Source organism: Thermoactinomyces intermedius (genome assembly GCF_013912365.1).
Lineage (GTDB): Bacteria > Bacillota > Bacilli > Thermoactinomycetales > Thermoactinomycetaceae > Thermoactinomyces > Thermoactinomyces intermedius.
Genome location: NZ_JACETT010000021.1, coordinates 41,090 through 67,343 on the forward strand (window position 1 = coordinate 41,090; position 26,254 = coordinate 67,343).

The 26,254-nt window shown below is 46.7% G+C and carries 30 protein-coding genes and 1 pseudogene; 25 read left to right on the forward strand and 6 right to left on the reverse strand.

What is annotated here, in order from left to right:
* Positions 1–5: 5 nt before the first annotated feature.
* From fabF to H1R82_RS05605, 18 genes are all read left to right on the forward strand, one after another.
* Complete coding sequence (gene fabF, locus H1R82_RS05520) at positions 6–1,247, forward strand: beta-ketoacyl-ACP synthase II (RefSeq protein WP_181731201.1); 1,242 nt, start codon at positions 6–8, stop codon at positions 1,245–1,247.
* 19 nt (positions 1,248–1,266) lie between these two features.
* On the forward strand, positions 1,267–1,953 hold the full coding sequence (gene rnc / locus H1R82_RS05525; RefSeq protein WP_181730763.1) for a ribonuclease III: 687 nt from the start codon (positions 1,267–1,269) through the stop codon (positions 1,951–1,953).
* 64 nt (positions 1,954–2,017) lie between these two features.
* Positions 2,018–2,212, forward strand: a complete 195-nt coding sequence (locus tag H1R82_RS05530; protein WP_181730762.1) for a DUF8066 domain-containing protein — start codon at positions 2,018–2,020, stop codon at positions 2,210–2,212.
* 81 nt (positions 2,213–2,293) lie between these two features.
* Positions 2,294–3,046, forward strand: coding sequence for an IucA/IucC family C-terminal-domain containing protein (locus H1R82_RS05535; RefSeq protein ID WP_181730761.1), 753 nt, complete (start codon positions 2,294–2,296; stop codon positions 3,044–3,046).
* A 124-nt stretch (positions 3,047–3,170) separates the two neighbouring features.
* On the forward strand, positions 3,171–3,509 hold the full coding sequence (locus H1R82_RS05540; protein WP_181730760.1) for a tRNA-binding protein: 339 nt from the start codon (positions 3,171–3,173) through the stop codon (positions 3,507–3,509).
* A 157-nt stretch (positions 3,510–3,666) separates the two neighbouring features.
* Positions 3,667–7,257, forward strand: coding sequence for a chromosome segregation protein SMC (smc, locus tag H1R82_RS05545; RefSeq protein ID WP_181730759.1), 3,591 nt, complete (start codon positions 3,667–3,669; stop codon positions 7,255–7,257).
* A 22-nt stretch (positions 7,258–7,279) separates the two neighbouring features.
* On the forward strand, positions 7,280–8,272 hold the full coding sequence (gene ftsY, locus H1R82_RS05550; protein WP_181730758.1) for a signal recognition particle-docking protein FtsY: 993 nt from the start codon (positions 7,280–7,282) through the stop codon (positions 8,270–8,272).
* 106 nt (positions 8,273–8,378) lie between these two features.
* On the forward strand, positions 8,379–8,711 hold the full coding sequence (locus tag H1R82_RS05555; protein ID WP_181730757.1) for a putative DNA-binding protein: 333 nt from the start codon (positions 8,379–8,381) through the stop codon (positions 8,709–8,711).
* Between the two features lie 25 nt (positions 8,712–8,736).
* Complete coding sequence (gene ffh, locus H1R82_RS05560) at positions 8,737–10,086, forward strand: signal recognition particle protein (protein ID WP_181730756.1); 1,350 nt, start codon at positions 8,737–8,739, stop codon at positions 10,084–10,086.
* A 36-nt stretch (positions 10,087–10,122) separates the two neighbouring features.
* Positions 10,123–10,395, forward strand: coding sequence for a 30S ribosomal protein S16 (rpsP, locus tag H1R82_RS05565; protein WP_037997307.1), 273 nt, complete (start codon positions 10,123–10,125; stop codon positions 10,393–10,395).
* 32 nt (positions 10,396–10,427) lie between these two features.
* Positions 10,428–10,661: a KH domain-containing protein gene (locus H1R82_RS05570; RefSeq protein ID WP_181730755.1), complete on the forward strand. Its 234-nt coding sequence runs from the start codon at positions 10,428–10,430 to the stop codon at positions 10,659–10,661.
* A complete protein-coding gene (gene rimM, locus H1R82_RS05575) occupies positions 10,637–11,170 on the forward strand; it encodes a ribosome maturation factor RimM (protein ID WP_181730754.1) in 534 nt (177 codons plus the stop codon). The genes H1R82_RS05570 and rimM overlap by 25 nt, the downstream gene beginning before the upstream one ends.
* A gap of 11 nt (positions 11,171–11,181) precedes the next feature.
* Complete coding sequence (gene trmD, locus H1R82_RS05580; protein WP_181731200.1) at positions 11,182–11,907, forward strand: tRNA (guanosine(37)-N1)-methyltransferase TrmD; 726 nt, start codon at positions 11,182–11,184, stop codon at positions 11,905–11,907.
* A 102-nt stretch (positions 11,908–12,009) separates the two neighbouring features.
* Entirely contained in the window at positions 12,010–12,360 is a 351-nt protein-coding gene (rplS, locus tag H1R82_RS05585) for a 50S ribosomal protein L19 (protein WP_037997320.1), read from the forward strand.
* A 71-nt stretch (positions 12,361–12,431) separates the two neighbouring features.
* A complete protein-coding gene (lepB, locus tag H1R82_RS05590; RefSeq protein ID WP_181730753.1) occupies positions 12,432–12,980 on the forward strand; it encodes a signal peptidase I in 549 nt (182 codons plus the stop codon).
* A 102-nt stretch (positions 12,981–13,082) separates the two neighbouring features.
* Positions 13,083–13,979, forward strand: coding sequence for a ribosome biogenesis GTPase YlqF (gene ylqF / locus H1R82_RS05595; protein ID WP_181730752.1), 897 nt, complete (start codon positions 13,083–13,085; stop codon positions 13,977–13,979).
* Entirely contained in the window at positions 13,954–14,760 is an 807-nt protein-coding gene (gene rnhB, locus H1R82_RS05600) for a ribonuclease HII (protein WP_181730751.1), read from the forward strand. The genes ylqF and rnhB overlap by 26 nt, the downstream gene beginning before the upstream one ends.
* Positions 14,757–15,116 carry a YraN family protein gene (locus tag H1R82_RS05605; RefSeq protein WP_181730750.1) on the forward strand — a complete coding sequence of 120 codons (360 nt, stop codon included), beginning with the start codon at positions 14,757–14,759 and terminating at the stop codon, positions 15,114–15,116. The genes rnhB and H1R82_RS05605 overlap by 4 nt, the downstream gene beginning before the upstream one ends.
* A 54-nt stretch (positions 15,117–15,170) precedes the next feature.
* Here H1R82_RS05605 and ilvA read toward each other — a convergent pair whose 3' ends face one another.
* Positions 15,171–16,442, reverse strand: a complete 1,272-nt coding sequence (ilvA, locus tag H1R82_RS05610) for a threonine ammonia-lyase IlvA (protein WP_181730749.1) — start codon at positions 16,440–16,442, stop codon at positions 15,171–15,173.
* 139 nt (positions 16,443–16,581) lie between these two features.
* Positions 16,582–16,872, reverse strand: coding sequence for a hypothetical protein (locus H1R82_RS05615; RefSeq protein ID WP_049720249.1), 291 nt, complete (start codon positions 16,870–16,872; stop codon positions 16,582–16,584).
* Between the two features lie 1,173 nt (positions 16,873–18,045).
* Between H1R82_RS05615 and H1R82_RS05620 the strand changes: the two genes are divergently transcribed.
* Both H1R82_RS05620 and H1R82_RS05625 read left to right on the forward strand, forming a co-directional pair.
* On the forward strand, positions 18,046–19,578 hold the full coding sequence (locus H1R82_RS05620; protein WP_181730748.1) for a hypothetical protein: 1,533 nt from the start codon (positions 18,046–18,048) through the stop codon (positions 19,576–19,578).
* 11 nt (positions 19,579–19,589) lie between these two features.
* The gene (locus tag H1R82_RS05625) at positions 19,590–20,036 is read left to right on the forward strand and encodes a hypothetical protein (protein ID WP_181730747.1); all 447 of its coding nucleotides are present in this window, start codon (positions 19,590–19,592) and stop codon (positions 20,034–20,036) included.
* Between the two features lie 278 nt (positions 20,037–20,314).
* Here the strand turns inward: H1R82_RS05625 and H1R82_RS14910 are convergent, their stop codons facing one another.
* Positions 20,315–20,527: a helix-turn-helix domain-containing protein gene (locus H1R82_RS14910; protein ID WP_374189113.1), complete on the reverse strand. Its 213-nt coding sequence runs from the start codon at positions 20,525–20,527 to the stop codon at positions 20,315–20,317.
* A 7-nt stretch (positions 20,528–20,534) separates the two neighbouring features.
* Between H1R82_RS14910 and H1R82_RS05635 the strand changes: the two genes are divergently transcribed.
* Both H1R82_RS05635 and H1R82_RS05640 read left to right on the forward strand, forming a co-directional pair.
* Positions 20,535–21,026: a magnesium chelatase subunit ChlI family protein gene (locus tag H1R82_RS05635; RefSeq protein ID WP_181730745.1), complete on the forward strand. Its 492-nt coding sequence runs from the start codon at positions 20,535–20,537 to the stop codon at positions 21,024–21,026.
* 183 nt (positions 21,027–21,209) lie between these two features.
* Entirely contained in the window at positions 21,210–21,488 is a 279-nt protein-coding gene (locus H1R82_RS05640) for a hypothetical protein (RefSeq protein WP_181730744.1), read from the forward strand.
* Positions 21,489–22,114: 626 nt separating this feature from the next.
* Here the strand turns inward: H1R82_RS05640 and H1R82_RS05645 are convergent.
* The 3 genes from H1R82_RS05645 to H1R82_RS05655 all read right to left on the reverse strand — a co-directional run bounded on the left by H1R82_RS05645 (position 22,115) and on the right by H1R82_RS05655 (position 25,472).
* Positions 22,115–22,573, reverse strand: a complete 459-nt coding sequence (locus H1R82_RS05645) for a DUF600 domain-containing protein (RefSeq protein WP_181730743.1) — start codon at positions 22,571–22,573, stop codon at positions 22,115–22,117.
* An 11-nt stretch (positions 22,574–22,584) separates the two neighbouring features.
* Positions 22,585–24,093, reverse strand: a complete 1,509-nt coding sequence (locus tag H1R82_RS14625) for a DNA/RNA non-specific endonuclease (protein WP_232333834.1) — start codon at positions 24,091–24,093, stop codon at positions 22,585–22,587.
* A gap of 917 nt (positions 24,094–25,010) precedes the next feature.
* The gene (locus tag H1R82_RS05655) at positions 25,011–25,472 is read right to left on the reverse strand and encodes a helix-turn-helix domain-containing protein (RefSeq protein WP_220214934.1); all 462 of its coding nucleotides are present in this window, start codon (positions 25,470–25,472) and stop codon (positions 25,011–25,013) included.
* Between the two features lie 14 nt (positions 25,473–25,486).
* Here H1R82_RS05655 and H1R82_RS14630 point away from each other — a divergent pair.
* The 3 genes and pseudogenes from H1R82_RS14630 to H1R82_RS14455 form a co-directional block, all read left to right on the forward strand.
* Positions 25,487–25,579, forward strand: a pseudogene (locus H1R82_RS14630) (ATP-binding protein); the annotation flags it as partial.
* A 9-nt stretch (positions 25,580–25,588) separates the two neighbouring features.
* The gene (locus H1R82_RS14635) at positions 25,589–25,759 is read left to right on the forward strand and encodes a hypothetical protein (RefSeq protein WP_244954658.1); all 171 of its coding nucleotides are present in this window, start codon (positions 25,589–25,591) and stop codon (positions 25,757–25,759) included.
* Between the two features lie 29 nt (positions 25,760–25,788).
* The gene (locus tag H1R82_RS14455) at positions 25,789–25,977 is read left to right on the forward strand and encodes a magnesium chelatase subunit ChlI family protein (RefSeq protein WP_232333835.1); all 189 of its coding nucleotides are present in this window, start codon (positions 25,789–25,791) and stop codon (positions 25,975–25,977) included.
* Positions 25,978–26,254: the final 277 nt, after the last annotated feature.

The following is a 26,254-nucleotide window of genomic DNA, read 5'->3' on the forward strand; positions in this document are numbered from 1 at the left end:
ACCAGATGAACCGGGTTGTCATCACTGGTCTTGGAGTCATTTCTCCTCTGGGCAATGATATTGATACCTTTTGGAATCATTTAATTCAGGGAAAATCCGGAGTAAGTACGATCACGCGGTTTGACACTTCGGATTTTGCAGTCAAGATTGCTGCGGAAGTGAAAGATTTTAATCCATTGGATTTTATGAATAAAAAAGATGCCAAAAGAATGGACCGCTTTGTCCAATTTGCCGTGGCCGCATCAAAAATGGCGCTTGAGCATGCCGGGCTGGACATGGACAAAGTGGAAAAAGAACGGGTCGGCACTTACATCGGCTCGGGAATCGGCGGATTGGAAACGTTGGAGGAACAGCACAAAGTCATGATGAAACGGGGACCGCGACGGGTCAGTCCTTTCTTCGTTCCCATGATGATTGCCAATATGGCATCCGGCATCGTTTCCATTCAGATCGGGGCCAAGGGACCCAACAGTGCGGCCATTTCGGCATGTGCCACCGGAACGCACTGTGTCGGCGATGCGTTTAAAATTTTGCAACGTGGTGATGCAGACGTCATGATCGCGGGTGGAACCGAAGCCACCATTTTGCCGATGGCCGTTGCCGGTTTCTCAGCGATGGGGGCATTGTCCACCAACAATGAAGCTCCGGAGAAAGCCAGCCGCCCGTTTGACAGGGACCGTGACGGATTTGTCATGGGGGAAGGCGCCGGGGTGTTGGTTCTGGAAACCTTGGAACATGCGCAAAAACGCGGGGCCAACATCATTGCGGAAGTCGCCGGATATGGTATGACTGCGGATGCTTATCACTTGACAAGTCCCGATCCGGACGGGGACGGGGCAAAACGCAGCATGCTGATGGCTGTCAAAGACGCCGGACTGAAGCCGGAAGATGTGGACTACATCAATGCACACGGCACATCCACCGATTACAATGACAAATTTGAAACCATCGCCATCAAAGGCGCTTTTGGCGAACATGCCAAACGTTTGGCCATCAGCTCAACCAAATCCATGACCGGCCATTTGCTGGGGGCAGCCGGCGGCATTGAAACCATTGCAACGGCACTCGCCATCAAAGAAGGCATTGTTCCGCCGACCATCAACCTGGAAAATCCGGATCCGGATTGTGATTTGGATTATGTTCCGAATGAAGCGCGGAAAATGCGGGTGCGTGTGGCCCTGTCCAATTCGCTCGGATTCGGGGGGCATAATGCGACCATTGCCTTGAAAGAATATCAGGAGGCATAAGGAAAAGGGGTGAAACGGAATGGATCTGGCACGATTGGAGCAAGTCACCGGATTAAAGTTTCATAACCGAAAACTATTCCAGCAAGCGTTCACCCACACTTCATTTGCACATGAGAAAAAGGCGACCGGCGTGCATCCGGATAATGAGCGGTTGGAATTTTTGGGGGATGCCGTTTTGGAATTGGCGGTTTCGGAGTATTTGTTTCAACGGTATCCCAAAATGAGTGAAGGAGACTTGACACGCACGAGGGCCCGTGTCGTGTGTGAAGCTTCCCTGGCTTCCTTTGCCAAAGAGTTGGGATTTGGCGAACATGTCCGCTTGGGAAAAGGAGAAGAGATGACCGGAGGACGTTCACGGCCATCTCTTCTGGCCGACGTCTTCGAAGCGTTTATCGGAGCGCTTTTCCTGGACAGCGGGCTGGAGCAGGTGAAAAAATTTTTGGAGCGCGTTGTGTTTCCAAAAGTGAATAGTGATTGGCTGAAAAACATGCTGGATGCCAAAAGTCAATTGCAGGAAGTCGTTCAGCAAGGACGGCTGGGAACTTTGGAATACCGCATTGTGGAGACAAGAGGTCCGGCGCATGACCGCCATTTTGTCGTCGAGGTGTGTTTGGACCAAAAACCCATCGGGAAAGGAACGGGCCGGTCCAAAAAAGAAGCGGAACAACGCGCGGCTTCAGAGGCGCTGGCAAGATGGAGAACTTAAGTGTATGAACCACCGCAAATATACATTACGGTGGTTTTTGTTTTGAAAGCGAGGGGGGAGAAACATGGAAGTGATTGCGCCCGTTTTTTTTCAAATTTTTTCAATCATGGCCATCATTCTCCCTGTGTCCGGGGGGATTTTTGCTTTGTTTTTGTTGTACAGAGGGGTGAAAGCACTGGAAGGGATCCGGGAAGCCTTGGAAAAGTCAGCCGGTGACCAAAAAACGAAAAAAGAGGAGCCCCGGGATGAACTGAACTGAAAAGGGGATAGACCTTTCCGTTGCCATCCATTATAATTGATAATAAATATCATTTTCAGCAAATGGAAAGGGGTTTTCAACATGCCCCCTGTCAGTTATGCAGTGGATATCTTACCGACGCAATTTCATATTGTCTTTCAGGAAGAAAATGATGCCTCTTTCATGTTGCTTTCCGGGCGGGAACTGTTGAAACAAGAAGTTTGCCTTCGTTTGTTGCAAGAGTGTTCGGAACGGATGAAGGTGAATTCCTTGACCGTTGTGGCTTCTCAATTTGCCAAACATTACAGTTTCACGGTTGTGGTTCCTGCCTTGTATGCGATGAGCGCGTTAAATGAACGATTGGATTTTTCGCCGGATAATGTGCGGATTCAAACCACCTGGCAACATCAGCAATTGAACATGCAATTGCAATTGCGCGATTGGAAAGCACAGCCGATGGGGGAGAAAAACCGGAAGTTTTTGCGTGAGCAATTATTGACATCATTATTTACTCATCATATTGCTCCTCTTTGGCAACAATTGCACCGTTTGACCGGCATTCCTTTGTCGATTTTGTGGGAAAACCTTGCCGGATATATTTATTGGTTGTATGAAGCCAAATTAAAAGAAGATGACCGGGTGAATCCGTCCCTGGCCCAAGATGATTTTCATTATTTGCTTTCCGGGGCGGAGGCCGGACTGTTTCGCGAAAAAGTTCAACCCATTGGCCGTTACTATGCCGGGGCTCAGGCAGGAGTCCGAAAAACTTGTTGTTTGTATTATCTGGCCAGTGAAGATCAGGTTTGTTGCCAAAATTGTCCGCGCTTGCAACAACGCGGCCCGGCCGGTGGATGAGCCCAATTCGATATTTCGGGAAAAAAGCCGCTTCGCCATGGACCGGGAGGTGGCTTTTTTGTTTGGAGGAAATAAAGGTTATACCGGATAATCAAGTAATAAGTCTGAAAGGAGAGGCAGGATCATGGATTTTTGTTCGTATCAGGACTTTCAAAAAGTGGAAATAAGGATCGGGCAAATTGTCAGGGTTGCTCCTTTTCCAAAAGCCAAAAAGCCCGCTTATCAATTATGGATCGATTTTGGCGATAAGCTCGGAGTGAAAAAAAGCAGTGCCCAAGTGACAAAACATTATCAGCCGAAGGAACTGGAGGGCCGGAAAGTGGTCGCGGTCACCAATTTGCCGCCCAAGCAGATCGCCGATTTTCAATCGGAAGTGTTGGTGCTCGGAGTCGATTCGGTCCAAGGCGGAGTCACACTCCTCGGCATCGATCACGATGCTCCTTTGGGAAGCCGGGTTTATTGACGGACGGATGTTGATGAATCTGTGATCAATATGAAAAAAATCAATCCCTCCCGCTTTTTTGTGCTAAAATATATCAGTTCATCCGCTTTGTAAGGATTATGCTCTTTCTTCACGGACATGAGAAGAGCATTATTTTTTGGGGAGAGGAGGGCTGTTTGTGTATTTAAAACGACTGGAGATGAATGGTTTTAAATCTTTTGCCGACCGGACGGATTTGGAGTTTGTTCCCGGGATCACCGCCGTGGTCGGGCCGAACGGCAGCGGAAAAAGCAATGTGACCGACAGCATCCGCTGGGTTTTGGGGGAGCAAAGCGCCAAATCCCTGCGCGGCAATAAAATGCAGGATGTGATTTTCGCCGGCAGCGACACCCGCAAACCGGCCGGTTTTTGTGAAGTCTCGATGACGTTTGATAATTCGGATCACCGCCTGCCCCTGGATTATTCCGAAGTGACCATCACCCGGAGGGTATACCGTTCAGGGGAAAGCGAGTATCTCTTGAATAAACAACCTTGCCGGTTGAAAGACATCCATGAGTTGTTCATGGACACCGGGATCGGAAAAGATGCCTACTCCATGATCGGGCAAGGCAAGATCGATGAAATTTTAAGCTCAAAATCCGAAGACCGCCGCATTATTTTTGAAGAGGCGGCCGGGATTGTCAAATACAAAACGAGGAAAAAAGAAGCCGAAAAAAAACTGGAGGATACCGAACAAAACCTGGCGCGCATCCATGATTTGATCCATGAAATTGAAAGCCAGGTGGAGCCTTTAAAAGAACAGGCCGATAAAGCCCAAAGATTTAAAGAATTGAAAGAAACCTTGAAAAATGTGGAGATCGGCTTATATGTACATAAAATTGAATCGTTGCACGATGAATGGGAAAATGTGACGACGCGAGCGAAAGAATTGAAAAATACACAGGTTTCCCTGGCGGCCGAAGTCACAAAAAAAGAAACTGCTTTGGAAGAATTAAAACAATCGCTGCATGAAGTGGAAACCTTGTGGGAGCAGATTCAAACCCGTTTGATTACCATCAGCGAAGAGCTGGAAAAAGCGGAAGGACAAAAAGAAGTGCAATTGGAGCGGGTGAAAAATCGCAAAGAAAACAGACAACAATTAATTGAGCGGATTTCCCTGTTGAAGGAAGAATTAAAGCGGTTAAAAAGCGAAGAAGAGCAGGCAGCCGGTGAACTGGAGCGGAAAAAACAAGAATTAAAGGAAAAAGAAAAAGAGCTTGCGGTATTTAAATTGCGCCTGACGGGAGTCACCGGCGATGAGGGCGAGCAGCTGAAATCATTAAATGAGAAGTGGCAGGCCCATGAGAAAAAATTAGTGGCTCTCTCCAGTGAAAAGCAATATACGAAAGATCACCTCAAACAGTTGGAAGAACGGGCCCGGTCGCTCGGTGAGGCGAAAAAGCAATTGGAGAAAGAGGAAAAAGAACACAAAAAGCAATCGGAACAATTGGCCGCTTCGATCCGTGAAGTGGAACAGGCATTGAAACAGGCGGCGGATGAAGTGCGCACCCTTGCGGAAGAACGCGAACGGCTGGAAGAAGAAGAGAAAAAGTGGACCGGGGAATTGCGCCAGGCCGAGCAGGTGTTTAACCGCCTCCGCTCCCAGTTGGAATGGATGCGGGAAGTGGAAGCGGAGCATCAAGGGTTTATGCAAGGGGTGAAAGAAGTTTTGCGTGCCCGTGACCGGGGCGTTCCTTCCTTGAAGGGGGTTCACGGGGCGGTGGCCGAACTCCTTCAGGTGCCGGAGGAATATGAAGCGGCGTTGGAGACTGCTTTGGGAAGTGCTTTGCAGCATATCGTCGTGGAAGATGAAGCCACCGGACGTGGCGGAATCCGCTATTTAAAAGAAAGAAGATTGGGACGGGCCACGTTTTTGCCGCTTTCTGTCATCAAGCCCCGGAACATGGAATCATGGGAATTGGACAGCTGCCGCCGGGTGGACGGTTTTGTGGGCGTCGGGTCCGACCTGATTCAGTATGATCCGCGTTACCAAACATTGTTTTCTTATTTGTTGGGCAGAGTGGTTGTGACACGAACCCTGGAACAGGCCAATCAACTGGCGCGGATTTTGTCTTACCGCTACCGGGTGGTGACCCTGGACGGAGATGTGGTCAATCCCGGGGGATCGATGACGGGAGGAAGCCGCAAACAAAGCAAAACCAATCTTTTGGGCCGAAACCGCCAATTGGAAGAATTGGAGACCCGGTTGAAAGATGCGGAAACCAAGGTGCGCCAGGTACAACAGACTTTGGATGAGATCAACCGCCGCAAACAGGAATTGGAAGACAAATGGGAACAGGTCCGCAAACAAGGAGAAGAGCGGAGACTGAGAGAACAGGAATTGCGCGGCAGGGAACGCGAGTGGTCGTTGGCCCGGCAAAATGTGGCGCAGAAAAAAGAAGAAATCCTGGCTGAGATCGGGCAGGTGAAAAAACAAAAAGAAGCTTACCGTGCGCAGTTGGAAAACATCGAGCGGGAAATCGCCACGCTGCAAAAAGAGCAGGAAGCCCTTGAGCAACTGTTGAAAGAGTCGCAGGAAAAAGCGAAAGAGCAGGCCCATACCCGGGAAGAAGTCAGCGAAAAAATCACGGAATTGCGCATCCAGGTGGCACAAGTCAGCCAGGAAATCACAAATCTGGAGCAAAACTTGCGCCGCACGCGGGAAGAAATCAAGCGGGTCACCGGGCAAAAAGAAGCGGCCGCGAGCGAACTGGAAGCGCTCGAAAACCACCAGGAGAATAACCAGGTTCAGATGGACCGGTTGGAAGAAACAATCCGGCATCTCAAAACAAACAAAGAGCAAGTCCAGACGCAATTGAATGAAATCCGCAAGCGGCGTGAACAGATGTTGCTCATGCGGGAAAACCAAGAAAAAGAGGTCCGCCAGATGCAACAATCGCACCGGAAACAGGAGCAAGACCTGCATGAATTGGAAGTGCGCGGCAACCGCCTGGATGTGGAATTGAATCACTTGTTGAACAAGCTGGCGGAAGAATATGAGATCAGTTTCGAACGGGCCAAGCAACAGTATCCCGTCCCGGAAGAACCCAAACAGGCGGAAAAGGAAGTCCGTTCGCTGAAAGGAAAAATCGCCGCCCTCGGCGATGTCAACCTGGGTGCGATTGAAGAGTATGAACGGTTGAAAGAGCGTTACGACTTTCTGAAATCGCAGGAAACCGACTTGCTGGAAGCCAAAGAAAAACTTTTTGAGATTATCCATCAGTTGGTCGAAGAAATGGGCCGGCGGTTTGAAGAAAGCTTTGAACTGATCCGCATCGAGTTTCAAGATGTGTTTGTGAAAATGTTTGGCGGCGGCCGGGCGGATTTGAAACTCAGCGAGCCGGACAATCTCTTGGAGACCGGCATTGACATTATTGCACAGCCGCCCGGGAAGAAGTTGCAAAACCTGAATCTGCTCTCCGGCGGGGAAAGAGCCCTTGCGGCGTTGGCGCTTTTGTTTGCGGTGCTCCGGATCAAGCCGGTTCCGTTTTGCGTACTGGATGAAGTGGACGCGGCTTTGGATGAAGCCAATCTGACGCGATACACGCAATATATGCAGGAATTTTCGGGGGAAACGCAGTTTATCATTATCACCCATCGCAAGCATACCATGGAAGGTGCCGATGTGCTGTATGGAATTACCATGCAGGAATCGGGCGTATCCAAACTGGTATCGGTGAAGCTGGAAGAGTATGATGATAAAGTGGAAGTTGCCGCCACAAAGGAATAATGCAAGAGATGGGAGGAACAACATGAGTTTTTTCCGGAAATTAAAGGATCGCGTGTCCAAAAAAACGGAGACGGTCACCCAGAAGTTTGTGACCGGATTGAGCACGAGCAGGGATCAATTTGTCGGAGCCATCTCCAACCTGTTCAGCGGACGCAGCAAAATTGACGAGGATTTGTATGAAGAATTGGAGGAAATTCTCATTGGCGCCGATGTGGGGGTCCAAACCACGATGTACTTGGTGGAGCGTCTGCGCGATGAGGTGAAAGAGCGGAAAATCAAAGACCCCGTGGAATTAAAACCGCTGTTGTCGGAATTGATCGCCGAGATTCTCACGAAGGATGAAGAGGAACAGGGATTGCGGTTTAATGAAGACGGTCTGACGGTTTTTTTGTTCGTGGGGGTCAACGGCGTCGGAAAAACCACCACGATCGGAAAACTGGCACACCGGCTTAAAAATGAAGGAAAGAAAGTGGTGTTGGCCGCGGGAGACACCTTTCGCGCCGGGGCCATTGAACAGTTGGAAACCTGGGGCCGTCGCGCCGGGGTGGATGTGATCAAACATCAAGCCGGTTCCGATCCGGCGGCGGTCATTTATGACGGCATTCAGGCGGCCAAGTCCCGCAAAGCGGATGTATTGCTTTGTGACACGGCCGGCCGGCTGCAAAACAAAGTGAATTTGATGGAAGAGTTGAAAAAAGTCCACCGCGTGGTGACCCGGGAGGTGCCCGGAGCGCCGCATGAGGTTTTATTGGTGCTGGATGCCACCACCGGACAGAATGCATTGGTGCAAGCGAAACAATTCCGGCAAGCAGTCAATGTTTCCGGAATCGTCCTGACCAAACTGGACGGCACGGCCAAAGGCGGAATCGTGATTGCCATTGACCATGAGCTGGGATTGCCCGTGAAATTGGTCGGGCTGGGGGAACAAGCGGATGACTTGCAGGAATTTGACGCGGAACAATTTTTGCATGCCTTGCTGCAGGACATGATGGAAGAGGAAACTTCCGAAAGCTGAAAAATTTTTGCTTTCAAGGAAAAATCCTTGACATTGCTTTGGGTCTCCGATATATTATACAACCGTAAAGGTTATTGCCTTGACGGCGTTTGGGGGGGGAACTCCCGTGTTGGATCAAACTACCCAAATGAATTTGCTTTATGATTTTTACGGCACGTTGTTGACGGAAAAACAACGTTCGTTGCTTGAGCTATATTACGTGGAAGACTGGTCATTGGGTGAAATCGCCGAGCATCAGGGAGTCTCCCGACAGGCAGTCTATGAGGCGATTAAACGAGCCCAATCCACCATGCTTGATTTGGAAGAAAGTTTGGGATTGGTGAAAAGTCACCTGAAACGGCAACAATTGATCGAAACGATCAAGAGCCGGTTAGATCAAATGCCAGAAGCAGCAAAAGCGATCGGGCCGTTGATCCGGGAGTTGGAGAAGCTCGATTAATCAGCCATGTGAGGAGGGGGCCATCATGGCGTTTGAAGGTTTATCGGAAAGACTGCAATCCGTCATGCGGAAGTTGCGTGGCAAGGGGAAAGTGACTGAAGCGGATGTAAAAGAAGCGATGCGGGAAGTCCGCTTGGCATTGCTCGAAGCGGATGTGAACTTCAAAGTTGTGAAACAGTTCATCGACCGCGTGAAAGAGCGGGCGGTCGGACAAGAAGTGATGAAAAGTTTAACCCCCGGCCAGCAAGTGATCAAAGTGGTGAATGAAGAGTTGACCCGGCTGATGGGGGGAGAACAAAGCAAACTGCATCAAGCCCAGAAGTCACCGACGATCATCATGATGGTTGGATTGCAGGGTGCCGGTAAAACGACCACTTCCGGCAAATTGGCCCGCTATCTCAAAAAGCAAAATCGCCGTGCCCTCCTGGTGGCGGGAGATGTGTACCGGCCGGCGGCGATCAAACAACTGGAAGTGTTGGGGGAAAGTTTGGACACGCCCGTTTTCTCCATGGGAGATCAGGAAAGCCCCGTGGTGATCGCGGAGAAAGGCGTCCAAAAGGCCAAGGAAGAAGGCTTTGACTATGTCATCATCGATACGGCGGGACGCTTGCACATCGATGATGAGATGATGGACGAGTTGAAGCAGATCCGCGAAAAAATTTCGCCGCATGAAATCCTGCTGGTGGTGGATGCGATGACCGGGCAGGATGCGGTCAATGTGGCGGAACACTTTCATCAGCAACTCGGGCTGACGGGTGTGGTTTTGACGAAGCTGGATGGCGACACCCGCGGAGGGGCGGCTTTGTCCGTCAAAGCGGTGACTGATTGCCCGATCAAATTTGTCGGAACGGGAGAAAAAACGGATTCGCTTGAACCGTTCTTCCCGGACCGGATGGCATCCCGCATTCTGGGAATGGGCGACGTGCTGACGTTGATTGAAAAAGCCCAGTCCGCGTTGGATGAGGAAAAAGCCAAAGAGATGGAACGGAAAATGCGCACCTTGTCTTTTACTTTTGATGATTTTTTGGATCAATTGCAACAAGTGCGCAAGATGGGCCCGCTTGAGGACATGCTTTCCATGTTGCCGGGAGCGGGGGCGATGAAAGGCTTGAAAAACGTTCAAGTGGACGAAAAACAGCTGGTGAAAGTCGAAGCGATCATCCGTTCCATGACTCCGCAGGAAAAATCCCATCCGGAAATCATCAATGCCAGCCGGCGCAAACGGATTGCACAAGGCAGCGGCACCACGGTGCAAGATGTGAATCGCCTGTTGAAGCAATTTAATGACATGAAGAAGATGATGAAGCATTTCTCCCAAATGGCAAAAGGCGGGAAAAAGAGAAAACGCAGAGGTTTTCCTTTCCCCTTTATGTGATATAGATCCTTGACTTTGATGAGGAGGTGAAAAGTGATGGCAGTGAAAATTCGTTTGAGAAGAATGGGAGCCAAAAAAGCACCATTTTATCGTGTGGTCGTGGCTGATTCCCGCGCTCCCCGTGACGGACGTTCCATCGACGAAATCGGATACTACAATCCGATCACGGAACCGGCCACGGTGAAAATCGACGAAGAAAAAGCCCTCTCTTGGTTGGCCAAAGGTGCGCAACCTTCCGACACGGTTCGCAACCTGTTCAAAAGAGAAGGGATCCTGAAAAAAGTTCACGAACAAAAACATGGCAAATAATGAAACGGTCTTGATCCGACAGGAGGACCAAGATGAAAGAACTGATTGAATACATGGCGGCGCCACTGGTTGACCATCCGGAAGAAATCCGGGTGGATGAAGTGGAGAAAGATGATGTCATCATCTACCGATTGTCCGTCTCCAAAGAGGATTTGGGAAAGGTTATCGGCAAACAGGGGCGGGTTGTGCAGGCGATCCGTTCCATGGTCAAAGCTGCTGCTTGGAAGGAGAAGAAACGGGTATGGGTGGAAATCATGAATACTTAAATGTGGGCCGGATTGTCGGAACACATGGCATTCGCGGGGAAGTTCGTGTCCAATCCAACACGGATTTTCCGGAAGTCCGTTTTGCTCCCGGCAGCCGGCTGATCCTCCTTCCTCCGCAAGAAGGGGAGCCGATGGTGCTGACGGTGGAAAAAAGCCGTATCCATCAATCCGTCTATTTGGTCAAGTTCCGCGAATGGGACAATATCAACCAAGCCGAACCTTTCAAAGGAGGACGATTGGTGGTCCGCAAAGAAGATCAGGTGCCTGTCGATGAAGAAAGTGGAGAATATTATTTCCACCAGATTGTCGGCCTGACGGCTGTCACGACCGATGGACAAGAACTGGGCCGGGTCAAAGAAATCTTGCCGCTTCCGGCCAATGATGTTTGGGTGATTCAGCCGCCCGATCAGAAAAAGGATATTTTGATTCCTTATATTTCCGAGATTGTCAAAGACGTCGATCTCGAGGAAAAACGCATCACGATTGAGTGGATGGAAGGACTGGCGTAACCTTGGCACACATTCATTTCGATGTTCTCACCCTTTTTCCCGAGATGTTTGAAGGCTTTTTGCAAACCAGCATGATTGCAAGGGCTCGTGAAAAAGGTTTGATCTCAGCGAATCTGGTTAATTTTCGTGAATATGCAACAGACCGGCATCGGACGGTGGATGACACGCCGTATGGTGGCGGTGGCGGCATGGTCTTAAAGCCGGAACCGCTGTTTCGTGCCGTCGATGATCTGACACAAGGCTCACCACGTCCCCCCATCCTGTTGATGTCACCGCAAGGTGAAACCTACACGCAGAAAAAAGCCGAGGAATTGGCGCAGCACTCCCGGTTGATCATCCTTTGCGGTCATTATGAAGGATTTGACGAGCGAATCCGGGAGCATCTGGCCACCGAGGAAATTTCCATCGGCGATTATGTTCTGACCGGCGGAGAATTACCGGCGATGATTTTAATGGACAGCATCAGTCGTCTGGTGCCTGGCGTGCTGGGGAATGAAACTTCCGCAATGACCGATTCTTTTTCCACCGGGTTGCTGGAGTATCCCCAATACACGAGGCCGGCGGAATTCCGCGGTCTCAAAGTGCCTGAGGTGCTGCTGTCCGGGCACCATGCCAAGATTGAAAAATGGCGGCGCGAGCAGTCATTGCTTCGAACTTGGCAAAGAAGGCCCGATCTTCTGGAAAAAGTGCCATTAACCGAAGAGGATCGCTGCTTTTTAAAAAAGCTGTCGGATTAGGATGGTGAAATTGTATTCAATTAGTGGCTGTGGTAAAATATCCCCGTTCTGGTCGTTCGACGGCATTGGACGGAGAGGCTGATGAAAGGAGGTTTGGATGAGATGCGTCCAATCATTCGTGAAATTACCGAAGAACAACTTCGTAAAGATATTCCTCAATTCCGTGCAGGGGACACCCTCCGTGTTCACGTGCGCGTAAAAGAAGGACAACGGGAACGGATTCAGGTGTTTGAGGGCGTTGTGATTCAACGTCGCGGCGGAGGCATTTCCGAAACGTTCACCGTTCGCAAAATTTCTTACGGGATCGGTGTGGAACGTACCTTCCCGTTGCATTCACCGCGCATTGAAAAAATCGAAGTGGTTCGCCGTGGTAAAGTTCGTCGCGCCAAATTGTTCTACTTGCGTGAACGCCGCGGAAAAGCCGCTCGTATTAAAGAACTTCATCAAAAATAATAAGACAGTAGAAAAAGGGCTTGAGGATCAAGCCCTTTTCTCACATTGACGAGCCAATTGGGGGAAATCCGATGACCTCATACGTCCCTCGTACAGAGAAAATCAATCAGGAAAACGGGAAAGGCGGAAAAGTGCTGGATTGGGTTCGTGCTTTTGTGATCGCCATTTTTCTGGCAGTGTTGATTCGTATTTTTGTGTTTGAACCTTTTGCCGTATCCGGTCCGTCGATGGAAGAAACGATGTATACCGGAGATCTGGTTTTGGTCAACAAACTGATTTACAAATTGAGAGAGCCTGAACGAGGAGAAATCGTTGTTTTTCACGAAAGTAAAGACAAAGATTTCATCAAACGGGTGATCGCTTTGCCGGGGGAGACGGTCGAAGCCAAAAACAACAAAATCCTGATAAACGGGAAGATCGTGGATGAACCTTATCTTTCCGACGATATGCGCACCATGGATTTTGATGAGGTGCAAGTGCCGCAAGGCAAGGTTTTTGTTCTGGGGGATAACCGGTTGAACAGTACGGACAGCCGGGTGATCGGAGCGGTTTCGATGTCTCAGCTGGTGGGAAGGGCGGAGTTTATTTATTGGCCCGTTTTTGAAATGAAATGGTTGTGATTTTTTCAATTGAAGGAGCCTTTTTGAAAGCTCCTTTTCCATTTGACACCGATTGGAAAAATCCCCCTGTTGGCAACAGGATAGAAGAGGTGTGACGTACATATGACCATTCAGTGGTTCCCGGGACATATGGCAAAGGCGCGCCGGCAGGTTGAAGAGAAACTGAAGTTGGTCGACATCGTGTTTGAATTGTTGGATGCGCGTTTGCCGTTATCCAGTCGAAATCCCATGATGGATGAAATTCTGAAAGACAAGCCCCGTCTCATTTTATTGACCAAATGCGATTTGGCGGATGAACGGGCGAATCAGGCTTGGATGAAATATTTTCAAGCCCGTCGGATGCCGGTGCTTCCGGTTGATGCACAAACAGGGAAAGGGGTCCAACAGATTATTCCGGCGTGTGAAAAAATCCTGGCCCCGCTGTTCCAACAAAGAGAGAAAAAAGGGATTCAGTCCCGCAAATTTCGAGCGATGGTGACCGGAATTCCCAATGTGGGAAAATCATCGTTGATCAACCGCCTGGCCAAACGTTCCGTTGCCGAAACCGGTGACCGGCCCGGGGTGACCAAAGCACAGCAGTGGATCCGGGTCGGAAAAACCATGGAACTGTTGGATACCCCCGGGATTTTGTGGCCCAAATTTGACGATCCCGTCACCGGCTTGCGTCTGGCAGCCAGCGGCGCCATCAAAGAAACGATTTTGCCGATCGATGAAGTGGCTTTGTATGTATTAAATTATTTAAAAGAGCGGTATCCGGATCGGTTGAAAAAACGGTACAAACTGGAGCAAACGGAACAAGACGGAGTCGCGTTGATGGAGGAGATCGGGAAAAAACGGGGTTGTTTGTTGCGGGGCGGAGAGATTGATTACGAAAAAGTGGCCGAGCTGTTGTTGCATGAGTTGAGAGCCGGCCGTTTGGGACGGATTTCTTTTGAATTTCCGGAGGATTGGATCGGAAAAGAGGAGATGGGATATGCAGGGGACGATCGCGGAAATTAAGAAATGGTTGGAGAAGAAAGAGAGGCTGAGCCCGCAGGAATTGGCGGAACTTCAAAACGATTCGCGGGCGGGGGTGCAAAAGTTGGCGGCCCGATATATCAAAAAACAGGAACGAAGAAAAAAAGAAGAAGAACGCTTGGAAAAAATGTGGTATTACGAAAAAAAATACCGCCAACAAGGAATCCGGCTGATTGCGGGGGTGGATGAAGCCGGGCGGGGGCCTCTGGCCGGTCCCGTGGTGGCGGCGGCGGTGATCCTGCCGGAATCGTTTCCCGTGGAGGGGTTAAATGATTCCAAACAAATGACGCCGCAAAACCGGCAGCGCCTGAAGGAGCGCATTGAGTCCGAAGCAATCGCCGTCGGTGTGGGAATGGCGGATGAGCTTTATATTGACCGGCACAATATTTTGCAAGCCACGTACCATGCGATGCGAAAAGCCATCGAACAATTGCCGGTGACACCGGAAATGGTGTTGGCCGACGCGGTGACCATTCCGGATCTCGCTATCCCGCAACAAGCGATCATCAAAGGAGATGCCAAAAGCCATTCAATTGCTGCCGCATCTGTCATTGCCAAAACGGTGCGTGACGAGTGGATGATGCAAATGGCCGAAAAGTATCCGCATTACGGCTTTGATCATCATATGGGATACGGAACGCCGGAACATCTCAAGGCACTGGAAGAATTCGGCCCTTCGCCCATTCACCGGAAAAGCTTTGCACCGGTCCGCTCGCGTTTGAAAAACGCCTCCCGTCTTTTGTTGCAAGGAGAATCCCGATGAGAAAAGACAAAAGAAAACAGGTCGGCCGGCTGGGGGAAGAGCTGGCGGCCCGGTTTCTGTTGCAAAAAGGGTATGTCATCCGGGACCGGAATTGGGCAACCCGGATGGGGGAACTGGATATCATTGCGATGAAAGACGGGCAACTGGTGATTGTGGAAGTCCGGACGACCTGGAGTGCCAAATTTGGTTACGGGCTTGAATCGGTCGATTTCCGAAAACAACAAAAACTGCGACGTTTGGCTGTGCTGTATTTGAGCCGGCACCGTCTGCACCATTTGCCGCTTCGTTTTGATGTCATTTCCGTATTGTGGGATGAAAAAGACCCGCAACTGAATCATATCGAAGGCGCTTTTTAAACCATGAAAACCACCACTTTCCACGGAGAAAGCGGTGGTTTTTTTAACATAAGGTCAGATTAACAGATGGAACAGGCGCGGGTCATTGTTAATTTCGATAAACGGGAATCCTTTCTTTTTCATCCGCTCAATGAGTGAAGGATAATCCTCCCGGTATTTCAGTTCGATTCCCACCAGTGCCGGTCCGTTGTCTTTGTTGTTTTTCTTGGTGTATTCAAAGCGGGTGATATCATCATTTTCGCCGAGGACATCATCCAGAAACTCGCGCAAAGCACCGGCCCGTTGGGGGAAGTTGATGATGAAATAATGTTTTAATCCCTCGTAAATGAGAGACCGTTCCTTGATTTCCTGCATCCGGTCGATATCATTATTGCCGCCGCTGATGATGCAGACGACATTTTTTCCGCGAATGGCTTCCCGGTAAAAGTCCAGGGCGGATATGGCCAATGCCCCGGCCGGTTCCGCAATGATCGCATTCTGATTGTATAAGTTCAAGATGGTGATGCAAATTTTCCCTTCCGGTACCAAAACCACCTCATCGATATTTTCCCGGCAAATTTGAAAGGTGAGCTCGCCGACTTGTTTGACCGCCGCTCCGTCTACAAAAGGATCGATTTCTTTTAATTCAGTTACTTTTCCGTTCTCAAAAGACGTTTTCATCCCCGGGGCCCCGGCCGGTTCCACACCGATCACTTTGGTTTGGGGATAAACGCTTTTTATGTAAGAGCTGATCCCGGCCGCCAGTCCTCCGCCGCCGATGGCGACAAAAACATAATCCGGGGGTTGGTTCAGGTCATTCAGGATTTCGATCCCGATGGTTCCCTGTCCGACGATGGTGCGGTAATCGTCAAACGGATGGATAAAAGACATCTGATGTTCCCGGGCATAAGCCACGGCTTGATGATAAGCATCATCAAAGGTGTCCCCCGTCAAAACCACTTCCACAAATTTGCCGCCGTAATGTTTGACTTGATTGATCTTCTGCCGCGGTGTGGTGGTCGGCATGAAAATTTTTCCGGGAATGTTTAAATGATTGCATGAATAGGAAACCCCCTGGGCATGATTTCCCGCACTCGCGCAAACCACCCCTTGTTGCCGTTCTTCTTCCGGGAGGCTGATGATAGTGTGGTAAGCCCCGCGGATTTTAAAGGAACGGACCACTTGCAAATCTTCCCGTTTCAAATGGATTTGACAGCCGTATTTGTCGGACAAGAGGGGATTAAGCTCCAAGGGAGTATGCTTGCAAACTTCTTTGAGCCGCTGATTGGCAATGAGGATGTCCTCCACTTTGACCCGTTCGGTTTTCAGATCCAACACTTTGCTCATCTCAACTCATCCTTTGGCTAAGAAGTATTTAATGAAGTATTTTAGCACAATCCTCTTATTTTTGGGAATATTAAACGAAAATTTTAAAGAGGAGAACAGAAAAAAGAAAAAGCGCCGCATTATCGGCGCTTTCCACTGATTAACAATGTTTGCAACGAAGCAAAACGGCTTCACCCGGTTTCAGACAAAGACGGTGGACTTTCCGGCATCGATCCGGGTGCCCGCAGGTGACCACCGCTTTGCTGTGTCCGCAGTGGACTTTGACGGCTTCTCCCCGTTCCAAAACACAAGTTTTGGTATGGTGTGCATGGTGGCAGCATTTGATCAGGACGGATTGCCCGCGTCTTAAATGGACAAATTTTCTTTTTCTTTTCTCCGGCTCCAGTACAACCCGCCTTCTCCGGTGATGGCATGAACATGAATGGCTCATCATATCTTCCTCCTTATTGGAATTTGGATCCTTCCGGACCCTCTATTAAGTTATGAAAAAACAGAAAAATCCGTTTGTATTCTTGTGGAGAAAAACGAAAGAAAGCGATGGATTGTCAAAATATAGTAAAATATGAAAAAATAGAGTTGGTTTGTCGCAAAGGGAGTAACAGGGCGGGGGTGAAAAAATGTACAGTGAATTGACCAAAGACCGGACTTGATAATTATAAAAAGAACCCCCAACATCATAGAGATGTTGGGGGTTAAAATCTTAAGTCAACTTATGAAAACTGCTAATCCAGCATATGGAGTTTTTTCAGTTTTAAATAGTAACCATAAACAATAACCATAGGGATGAAATAGGATAACAATGTCCAACCAATATTCCAACCGTTTCCGTAAGTGATTTTACCAAAAATAAGAGTAAATAAAACAATCAACCAGTAATGATGAAATCTAAAATGTTTAATGAAATGAACAAATGTACAAGTAACCCACGGAATGAAGCCTAAATTACTTAGCAATATTCCAATATGGTTCCAATTTTTGGGGGCAAAATCCAAAAACCAAAGAACAAACCTATTTCATTAAATATATATGCAAGAGTAGCAGCGAGTGGGAAAATAGTGAGAATCATTTTCTTGTTTCTATGGTAAATGGTAGATACCATATATCCATGATAAAACCCATCCTAAAATGAAATAGTAAATTATTTTGTTTCACCCCAATTATCAGTATTACCAAGACTATTGGTAAACAGCAAAAAGGAGGTCCGCAACACCTCTTACATGTTGGGGTATCGTCATTTTTTAACGGCGTTAACAATTGCATTGCTTTTGGCAAGTTTGGCCTGCTGTATCCTTTACTCTTGGTATTCGCGATGCATTAACCAGCTAAGACATAAGAGTCTAACAACCAAACATGTGGATTGATTCGCGGTTTGTTTTTTACCACAAAAACTTATTTCTTCCCATTCCTTCAAATCCTCTTCGGAGATGCCCTTATGTTGGGGAAGGGCTCAAAAGTAGGGAAAATGCCATATAAATGATTAGATGTCAATTCTATATAAAAATTTAATTTTTAATGAACAGGGTTGTCCTTGGGTCAAATTTGTTCTTTTTTAGCTTAAAATTGTGATAAATAAAACGAAAATCAATGGATAACTATTTTCTAATTGAAGGGAGGAGAATCCGTTACGGAGAGCGAAGAACGCCATGCATTATCCGTAACAGGAGATATGGGTACATATATTCATCGATTCCTCGTCATTTTGTTTATCGCCTGTGTGGGATTTGGTATTTGGGGAAGCGGCGTGGTACATGCCGATGGCAGTTTTGACGTGCCTGAAGTCAATGACCAATTCAACAATTACGGGAATAACCCAGCCCCAACGAAAGAACAGCCTATAACCACACAGCCCGTGAACGAAGAGAAGGGAATTTTGGATCGGATCACCGAACCCATCTCGGATGCATGGGATTGGACGGTAGACAAGGTTTCAAGTGCTTGGGAATGGACGAAAGAAACTGCGTCCAATGTATGGGATTGGTTCGTGGGGATCTTGTCGAAGATCACAGAAGTCGTGGTGGATGCTCTCTCCGCCGTCTGGGATTGGATTCTTGAACATAAAGCAATTACTATCGCAATCTTAAGCATTATTGGTGTTATCGTAGCAGTTGTTGGGTTTGTTTTTGAAGTGGGGCTCGCCTTGTTAATAGGTGCTGGGATTCTACTCGGAGAAATCATCGGTGGACTGTCGGCATGGCTCTCAGGGAACGAGTGGATGAGTGACGAGATGCTTCGTGACATCATTATCGGTGGCATCGCCGGAGGAATCTCAACATTATTTGGTTGGTTAGCAGGCGCAAGTGTTTCCGGCACTAGTCTGGTTAGTTGGATTGGTTCCAAAATACCTTGGTTAGGAAGATCTTTTCCCGCCATCTTTGGTAGCGGAGTGGGTGCAGGAGTAGACCAAAGTATTACCGATCTCCTGAAGACCGGCAAGATTGATCCGAAAAAAACCATGATTGTCACGGGTCTCGGTTTCCTCATCACATTTGGTGGTGGGTACATTGGTAGCCATTTTGATGACATCGTCACAAAAATTAATAACCTTAGCCTCTCGCCAGTTACGCAAATATTCGAGAATGGAACAGCTTCCGCTCCAAAGACGATCGGTGATACACAATTCGGCCAATGGTTGCAGAAGTTTGCTGCTACAACTGATAGTAAGGCCACAGGAAAAGTTACAAAAAATGATCTGGTACCAGGAAGTCCTGAACATAAAGCACAAAGATGGAAAGAATATCAAGCCAGAGGCGGTAAATATACCTACGAGCAGTGGAGTAAAGTTTATGAAGGTAATATGGGAAAAGCAAATAAATCTCATCAAATGGTTGATGAGTATAGAAAAAAACTTGATTGGGAAGGAATAACTCAAGTATCGATAGAAACTCCTTATGGTCGCCGAATTTTAGATATTGCAAATGAAGAATTAAAAAAAGCGATTGAACATAAAACGTCCACTAAGAAAGAAGGCGTTGCATATTTTTCTCGTAGTGAGAGAATAAGGGAAGAGATTGCAAAAGATACATACTTAGTTCAAAAAGGATGGGATATTACTTGGGTATTTGAAAGAGCAGACGCAAGTGAACCATTAATTAAAGAACTAGAAAAAAATGGCATAAAAGTTAAATTTGAAGAGTAGGTGGTTTAATTATGAGAAGGACTAAATTTTTTCATTCAAGGGATCAGTTTGAAGAATGGCTTTTCTTTGCTTCAGATGTCCTCGAAGATTTTACTAATGAGCTTACCTACCTAGAACTTGATTATTCGCCTGAATCATTAATTCGACTTGAAAAATGGATTCTTGAACGGCATCCCTCACCGGATTCACTTGTTAAAAGAGAGAAAGCAGAAATTCTTGATGGAATGTTACGATATGTAGGAGAAGTATATATAAAACATTTAAAAGCGATATGGGATGTCAATTTGGATGATCCTCAGGCTGTTTTTTACAGTATGCCAATTATAAGAATGCCTGGAAATGTTATTGTATCGCCATTTTCAGAGATTGTAGCTAGCTCGGATCGTAGATGGGGTGATTATATTTACAAAATGTTTAAGAATATTAGAGAAGAACTAAAAGAAAAAGGTCATCTTTGATTAGGGAAAAGTTTACTTACATTAAAAAGTAGTCCATTATGTTTTCAGGCTGCTTTTTACTATTTTCAAATACTTATTCTAAGTATCCTTATTTTTCCCATTAGGTTTTACTTTGTCCAGTTCCCACACGCGGAGTGTTTTGACATTGATACCAATCATTAGCAAACTCCGCTCTGTTATACCCATAGAATAACCTTGCTTTTCTAATTTTTTGGCTCAAAGTTTTTTCGGAAAGGGTTTCAAAGCATCCCGAATATGAGATAGGCACCTTTAGAGTTTTAGCAAGCGCTCTGAATGTGGGTATTTTTGGCGTGTGCAATGTTGCTGATCGTTTCGTAAGTTAAGCCGGATAGTTCGGCTAATTCTTTGATGGTCATATTTTGACTTAGTCGTGTGTTCCTGATCCGAGCCGCTGGAGTAGAGAGGGAGGGATCGTAGAACTCGCTTCGGGTACATTGAGTTTCATCTTGCGTTGGATTTCCATTCCCCAATTGTTAATTGCACGCTTGTCCATGCGGTTTTTTTGGTTATGAAGAGGATCGCAGTTGCACCTGCACCCCGCACCAAGTGCAACGGTACCGGTCCAAGATTTCCGGCCCTTTGCTGGATCGCATTGACATCCACATCGAGGTGCCGAAAGTGGATTTTCAAACATTGAGCGAAGGGGAAAGAGGGGAATCCTCCGCTTCCATCCGAAAACGGGTGAACCAGGCGCGAAAGAGGCAGCAGGAACGTTTCCGGGGAAGTGAAACGAAAACCAACAGCACCATGAGCACAGCCGATATCCGTAAATACTGCAAGTTGGATCCGGCGTCGCTCCGACTGATGAAGCAGGCTTTTGAAACCCTCGGGTTGAGTGCCCGGGCCCATGACCGCATCCTCAAGGTGGCCCGCACCATCGCCGACTTGGCAGGAGAAGAAAACATCGGGCCCGCCCATATTGCCGAAGCAATCCAGTACCGGAGCCTGGACCGGAAGTTTTGGGAGTGACGTTCTCTGAATCCAAACGCCTTCATATCAAAATAAACTCTCAAACAATTTAAGCCGGCTGGGGTGCCACCTCATGTTGCAACATCATAAAAATCCTGCTCTACCATCCAAGAACACAAAAGTGGTTTGATGGATTTGGCCAATATAAATATGGCATGGAAATAAAGCAGAGAGGAATGAATCATGCAGATACCACCAGAAATGCAATTGGCACCGGAGATCAGGGCAGCATTGGAGAAGATTGATTTTATTAACAGGTACAAAAATATGTCTGCGAAATATGACTTTGACGAAGAATTTGATTATGATAATGAATTGGGTTATCCGGCCCGTAACGATAAAAGGGAAAATTTCTTTCAAATTGTGGAGGAATACCCTCCTTTTCAATTTAAATTCAATATTTCTCTCAGCTATGCTCTTTTGGAATTTATCCGGTGGTCCGAATGGATGGGGAGTTGCTGATTGGTGATCCATGGGACTAGGTTAAAGCAGTTATTGGATGGTACAGACGAACGTTTCAGAGCAGCCGGATTCCGCAATTAAGATGATTTAAGGGAAATATTGAAAGAAGCATTTGAGATGGATGAGGATTTCAAACGGACTTTAATGTAAATGCTCTGATCCGGAAAGAGGATTTTGTTGGGTGATAAAGAGCTATATCGCTCTTTTTTAAAGCTTTATATCAAAGAGGAGACAGTATGAGTTTAGTATCGAAGAAGCATAGAATAACCCGCATGACAGATATCAAGTGACCGGATAATTGGTCAAGCTGTTGTCATTTCATAAAACCGGGTGAAATCAGCTTGATGCATCGGTAGATTCTCTGGGGCCTAATGGAATGGACCTTTTTTATTTGCTCGAACAAACATTCACAAGACAGAAACGAAGCATCTCATCGGAGAATAGTGGGCAGATGAAAAAAGTATCGTTACATGGCCGAATAACTGGAATGGGGGAAAGCTAAAGAAAAACCCCGACCCAAAGTCACACGCATCGAATAAGCGTCGACTTTTCTGACCGAGGTAATTTACATGCGATTTCGGACTTGATTGTCGTTACGAAAATCAAAGCAAAAAATAATGCTTGTATCAATGACCTGCATTATTTTCTTGACGCACTTCTTCAAACCAAGAAAGAAAAATATCATCTGGTAAAAGCATATCGTCATTAGACCAGACTAAATCATACTTATATGTTGCTCGTAGTTTGTTCTCTTTTACCTTGTAATGCATTTTTATTTCGGTAGGCATTTCCCGATTAAATTCTTTACATTTATTATGAATTTGCTTTAATATTTCAACTCCTTTGTGTAGCATACTCCACTGTTTTTCTTTTGAAACATCATAAATTTTATCTTCTAATACCTCGTTTAGTTGGTTTTTATGAACAACCTTGCCGTTAATTTTATAGAACACGTTAAATGAATACGATAATTCACAAGAACAGTAAATATAGATATCATCCGCTCTGTTATTGACATACTCTAAACAGATCGCCACCATTTCAGCTTGTAACTCTGCAAGAACATCTTCAAAACCTTTTTTCATGGCTTTCACCCCTAATTTGGAATATGTTGCTCAAATCCGACGCCATCAATTGTATACTGTACATCAAAACTACTCGGCCTCATATTATTTCCGTCATAATTAATTCTAACTCTTACAGAAACTTGTTGGCCATTTTCTAGTGCTCTGGCCCAGCGGTTCTCCAGCCTCTTGTACACACTCAAGTTCGCACTCCTAGACATAGATACAAGATTATCTAACTCTGGCGAACCTCCAAATCTATCACCAGCTAAGTGTCCGGCATGGTCTGTAGGCAGTTTACCTGGTGTATTTTGATTATGTGGCAGTCGTTCCGTACGTTGAGTTAGCCTTAAGTCATCTGCATTAAATTCAATAATCCTACCTAAATCATCGGTTTCATATATATAATCATATTCACCTGTTCGATATCGAATGTTTGGTCGTAATGTTCCATTAGGATTGATGTGACTTCCATCTGTAATTATATTATCTGTCCGAGATACATTGTTTGAAAACTTCTGTAACCAAGCGCCAAACTTAGTATCTTCTATCTTGGTATGGCCAATTTCTATCGAAGGGATCGGCAGATTGCTATCCGCGGATGCCAAGACATGCATCTTGACGGTCGGAAAATCAATTTTGTTAATGCTGGTCACAATCGAATCAAAGTTATTTGAGAAGAGCCATCCTCCGTATGAAAGCAGCCCGCCGACACCAATTGCGATTAACGTATTTTTGACGTTGATTTTCCCTGTTTTAAAAAAATCAAATACGCTTTGCTCAACTCCCGCGCCTACTGATCCTTTAACTGCAGTAGGCAGCCACGGGATTTTGCTGCCGAGCCAAGTTACGAAACGGGCACCGCCGATCAGCTCTCCAAAAAGTCCCCCGATTCCTCCGGCAATGCATCCAAACAATGTATCGGTCAGCATCTCCATGCTCATAAATTCATTGCCCGAAAGCCATGATGTGAATCCGCCAAAACCCCCACCAAGTAATATTCCATAACCAACGAAGGATAGAATTTGGGGGGAGATCGTAAAAGACAAAATGGTGAGTGTTGATCCGGCTGCAATTAAGGCAGATGCTGTTGCAATTAACCAAACGGCAAAAACAGCCAATACTATGATTAATAGCAGCACAATGATTTTTTTGTAATTCGCTTTGATCCAATCCCAAGCGGCGGCGAGGGCATCAACGACTACTTCGGTGATTTTGGACAATACGCCAATAAACCAATCCCACAGGGCGGACGCTTTTTCTTTGGTCCATTCCCATGCACCGGAGACCTTGTCCGCCGTCCACTCCCATGCGCTTTTGAACGGCTGGGTGACCTGATCCAAGAATCCTTTCTCTTCCTCAACCGATGGCGGGGCTGGCAGATCCTGCTTCGGAGGCGGGCTTTGCTCGAACTGGTTGAATTGGTCATTCACTTCCGGCACGTCAAAGCCACCTGTGGCATGAACCGTTCCAGGTCCAAAAATGCCCAATCCCACACAAGCGATCAACACGATGATGAAAATTCGTTGGAATTGACGCATAAGTTTCGCTTGGGAACATGCGATGTTTGTTTCGCCTCCCTAAGCTCATTCTCCTCCTTATTATGTGATTTTTAAGAAAAAAAGACAGGGATGGCCGAAGCCAATACTGTCCCATAACATCTCGACTCTTTTCTGCATCATCTTTTGGAATTATAGGTGAATTCAATTTACTTTTTCAATATATTAGCCTAAATCAGCCATAAAAAATTTATGACATTTAAAATTCGATTCAGGAAATTCAAAAGGAACAATAGTAATTCTTTACTGTCGAAACTTAGCTTATTAAAACCTCAAGAAAGTAGTAGTTTCGGTAATTTAAATAAGTCGTCGACCTCCAGTTGTGCAAAAATCCCTGGGGATCGACGACAATTACTTTTCAGGGTTATCAAGTATTTTCAGATTTGCTTTAATTTTGGAGTCAAAAGAGGTAAAATAAAAACGCAGTGTTTATGAGGAGTTTAGGGGTTTATAAACTACCTATAAGGTATTGAAACTTTTCGATCAAGCCAATCACGTATTGAATAGCCTGTTCGTTTATGAACTACCTATGAGGTATTGAAACCGCCAGTGACGAATGAAAGATTGGCAAAAGAAGAGATTAAAATGTTTTAAAATATTAATGGGATTGCTTGGTTTCAGTTGATTGATCCAATATAAGGAGGATCAACCTTGAATAAATTTTGGAGAAATGTATTGGATCATTGTAGTTGTTTTTATTGTTGTTGTAATATTTGGAGGAGCACTCTTGTTTAATTTTTTGTGGAGCCTATTTGGATGAGTGAGATGTAATACCGATCTCCATTTTATTTTTTAATCAAAAAGGGTAAAGAGAAAGACATAGAGTTTTCGTAGAGTTTAGGGGTTTATGGATTACCTATGAGGCATTGAAGTACCTTCACATAAATGAAAGCAGCCCATCATGTTTTTGGGCTGCTTTTTAATATGTTCATGTATCGATTCAATGTGTCTTTATTCCCACCAGTTGGCTTCACTTTATCCTGTTCCCACAACCGGAGTGTTCTTACATTGACGCCAACTCGTTTTGCAAATTCCTCCCGGTTGTACCCATGGAATAACCGTGCTTTTTTAATTTTTTGGCCCAAAGTTTGTTCGGGAAGGATTTCAAAGCATCCCAAATATGAGATAGGCACCTTGAGGGATTTGGCAAGTGCTCTGAATGTGGGCATCTTTGGTGTGTGTTTATTCGTTTCAATGTTGCTGATCGCTTCACAAGTCAACCCAGACAGTTCGGCCAATTCTTTGATCGTCATGTTTCGACTTAGGCGTGTGTTCCGGATCCGTGCCGCAGGTGTAGAGAGGGTGGGATCGTAAAACTCACTTCGGGTGACATTGAGTTTCATTTCTCGGTGGATGGCCATTCCCCAATTGTTCACTGCATGCTTGTCCATGCGGTTTTTTTGGATATGAAGAGGATCGCAGTTGCACCTGCACCCCGCACCAAGTGCAACGGTATCGGTCCAAAATTTCCGGTCCCTTGCTGGATCGGATCGACATCCACATCGAGGTGCCCAAAGTGGATTTTAAAACATTGAGCGAAGGGGAAAGAGGGGAGTCCTCCGCTTCCATCCGAAAACGGGTAAACCAGGCGCGAAAAAGACAGCAGGAACGTTTCCGGGGAAGCGAAACGAAAACCAACAGCACCTGAGTACAGCCGATATCCGTAAATACTGCAAGTTGGATCCGGCGTCGCTCCAACTGATGAAGCAGGCTTTTGAAACCCTCGGTTTGAGTGCCCGGGCACATGACCGTATCCTCAAGGTGGCCCGCACCATTGCCGACTTGGCAGGAGAAGAAAACATCGGGCCTGCCCATATTGCCGAAGCGATCCAGTACCGGAGCCTGGACCGGAAGTTTTGGGAGTGATTTATCTTAGACAAAGGGATTATGCGAAAAAAAGGCTTATCGCGTGTCCGGGGATTATCAGTGAACAACGAATGACGGCGGGCTTCCCAAGCCGAATTCTCAAAAACTCGTGTGCCTCAGTTCGATGAACGTCGGATGGAGAGCGGAGTTGGGTGTCTGTTTTGACACACTCTCCGCTTGTTAATCAAAGCGGCTCCATATCAAAGCAAACTCACAAGCAATTCAAGCCGGCTGGGATGCCACCTCAGTCTGGAAGGATGGGGAGTTTCTGATTGGT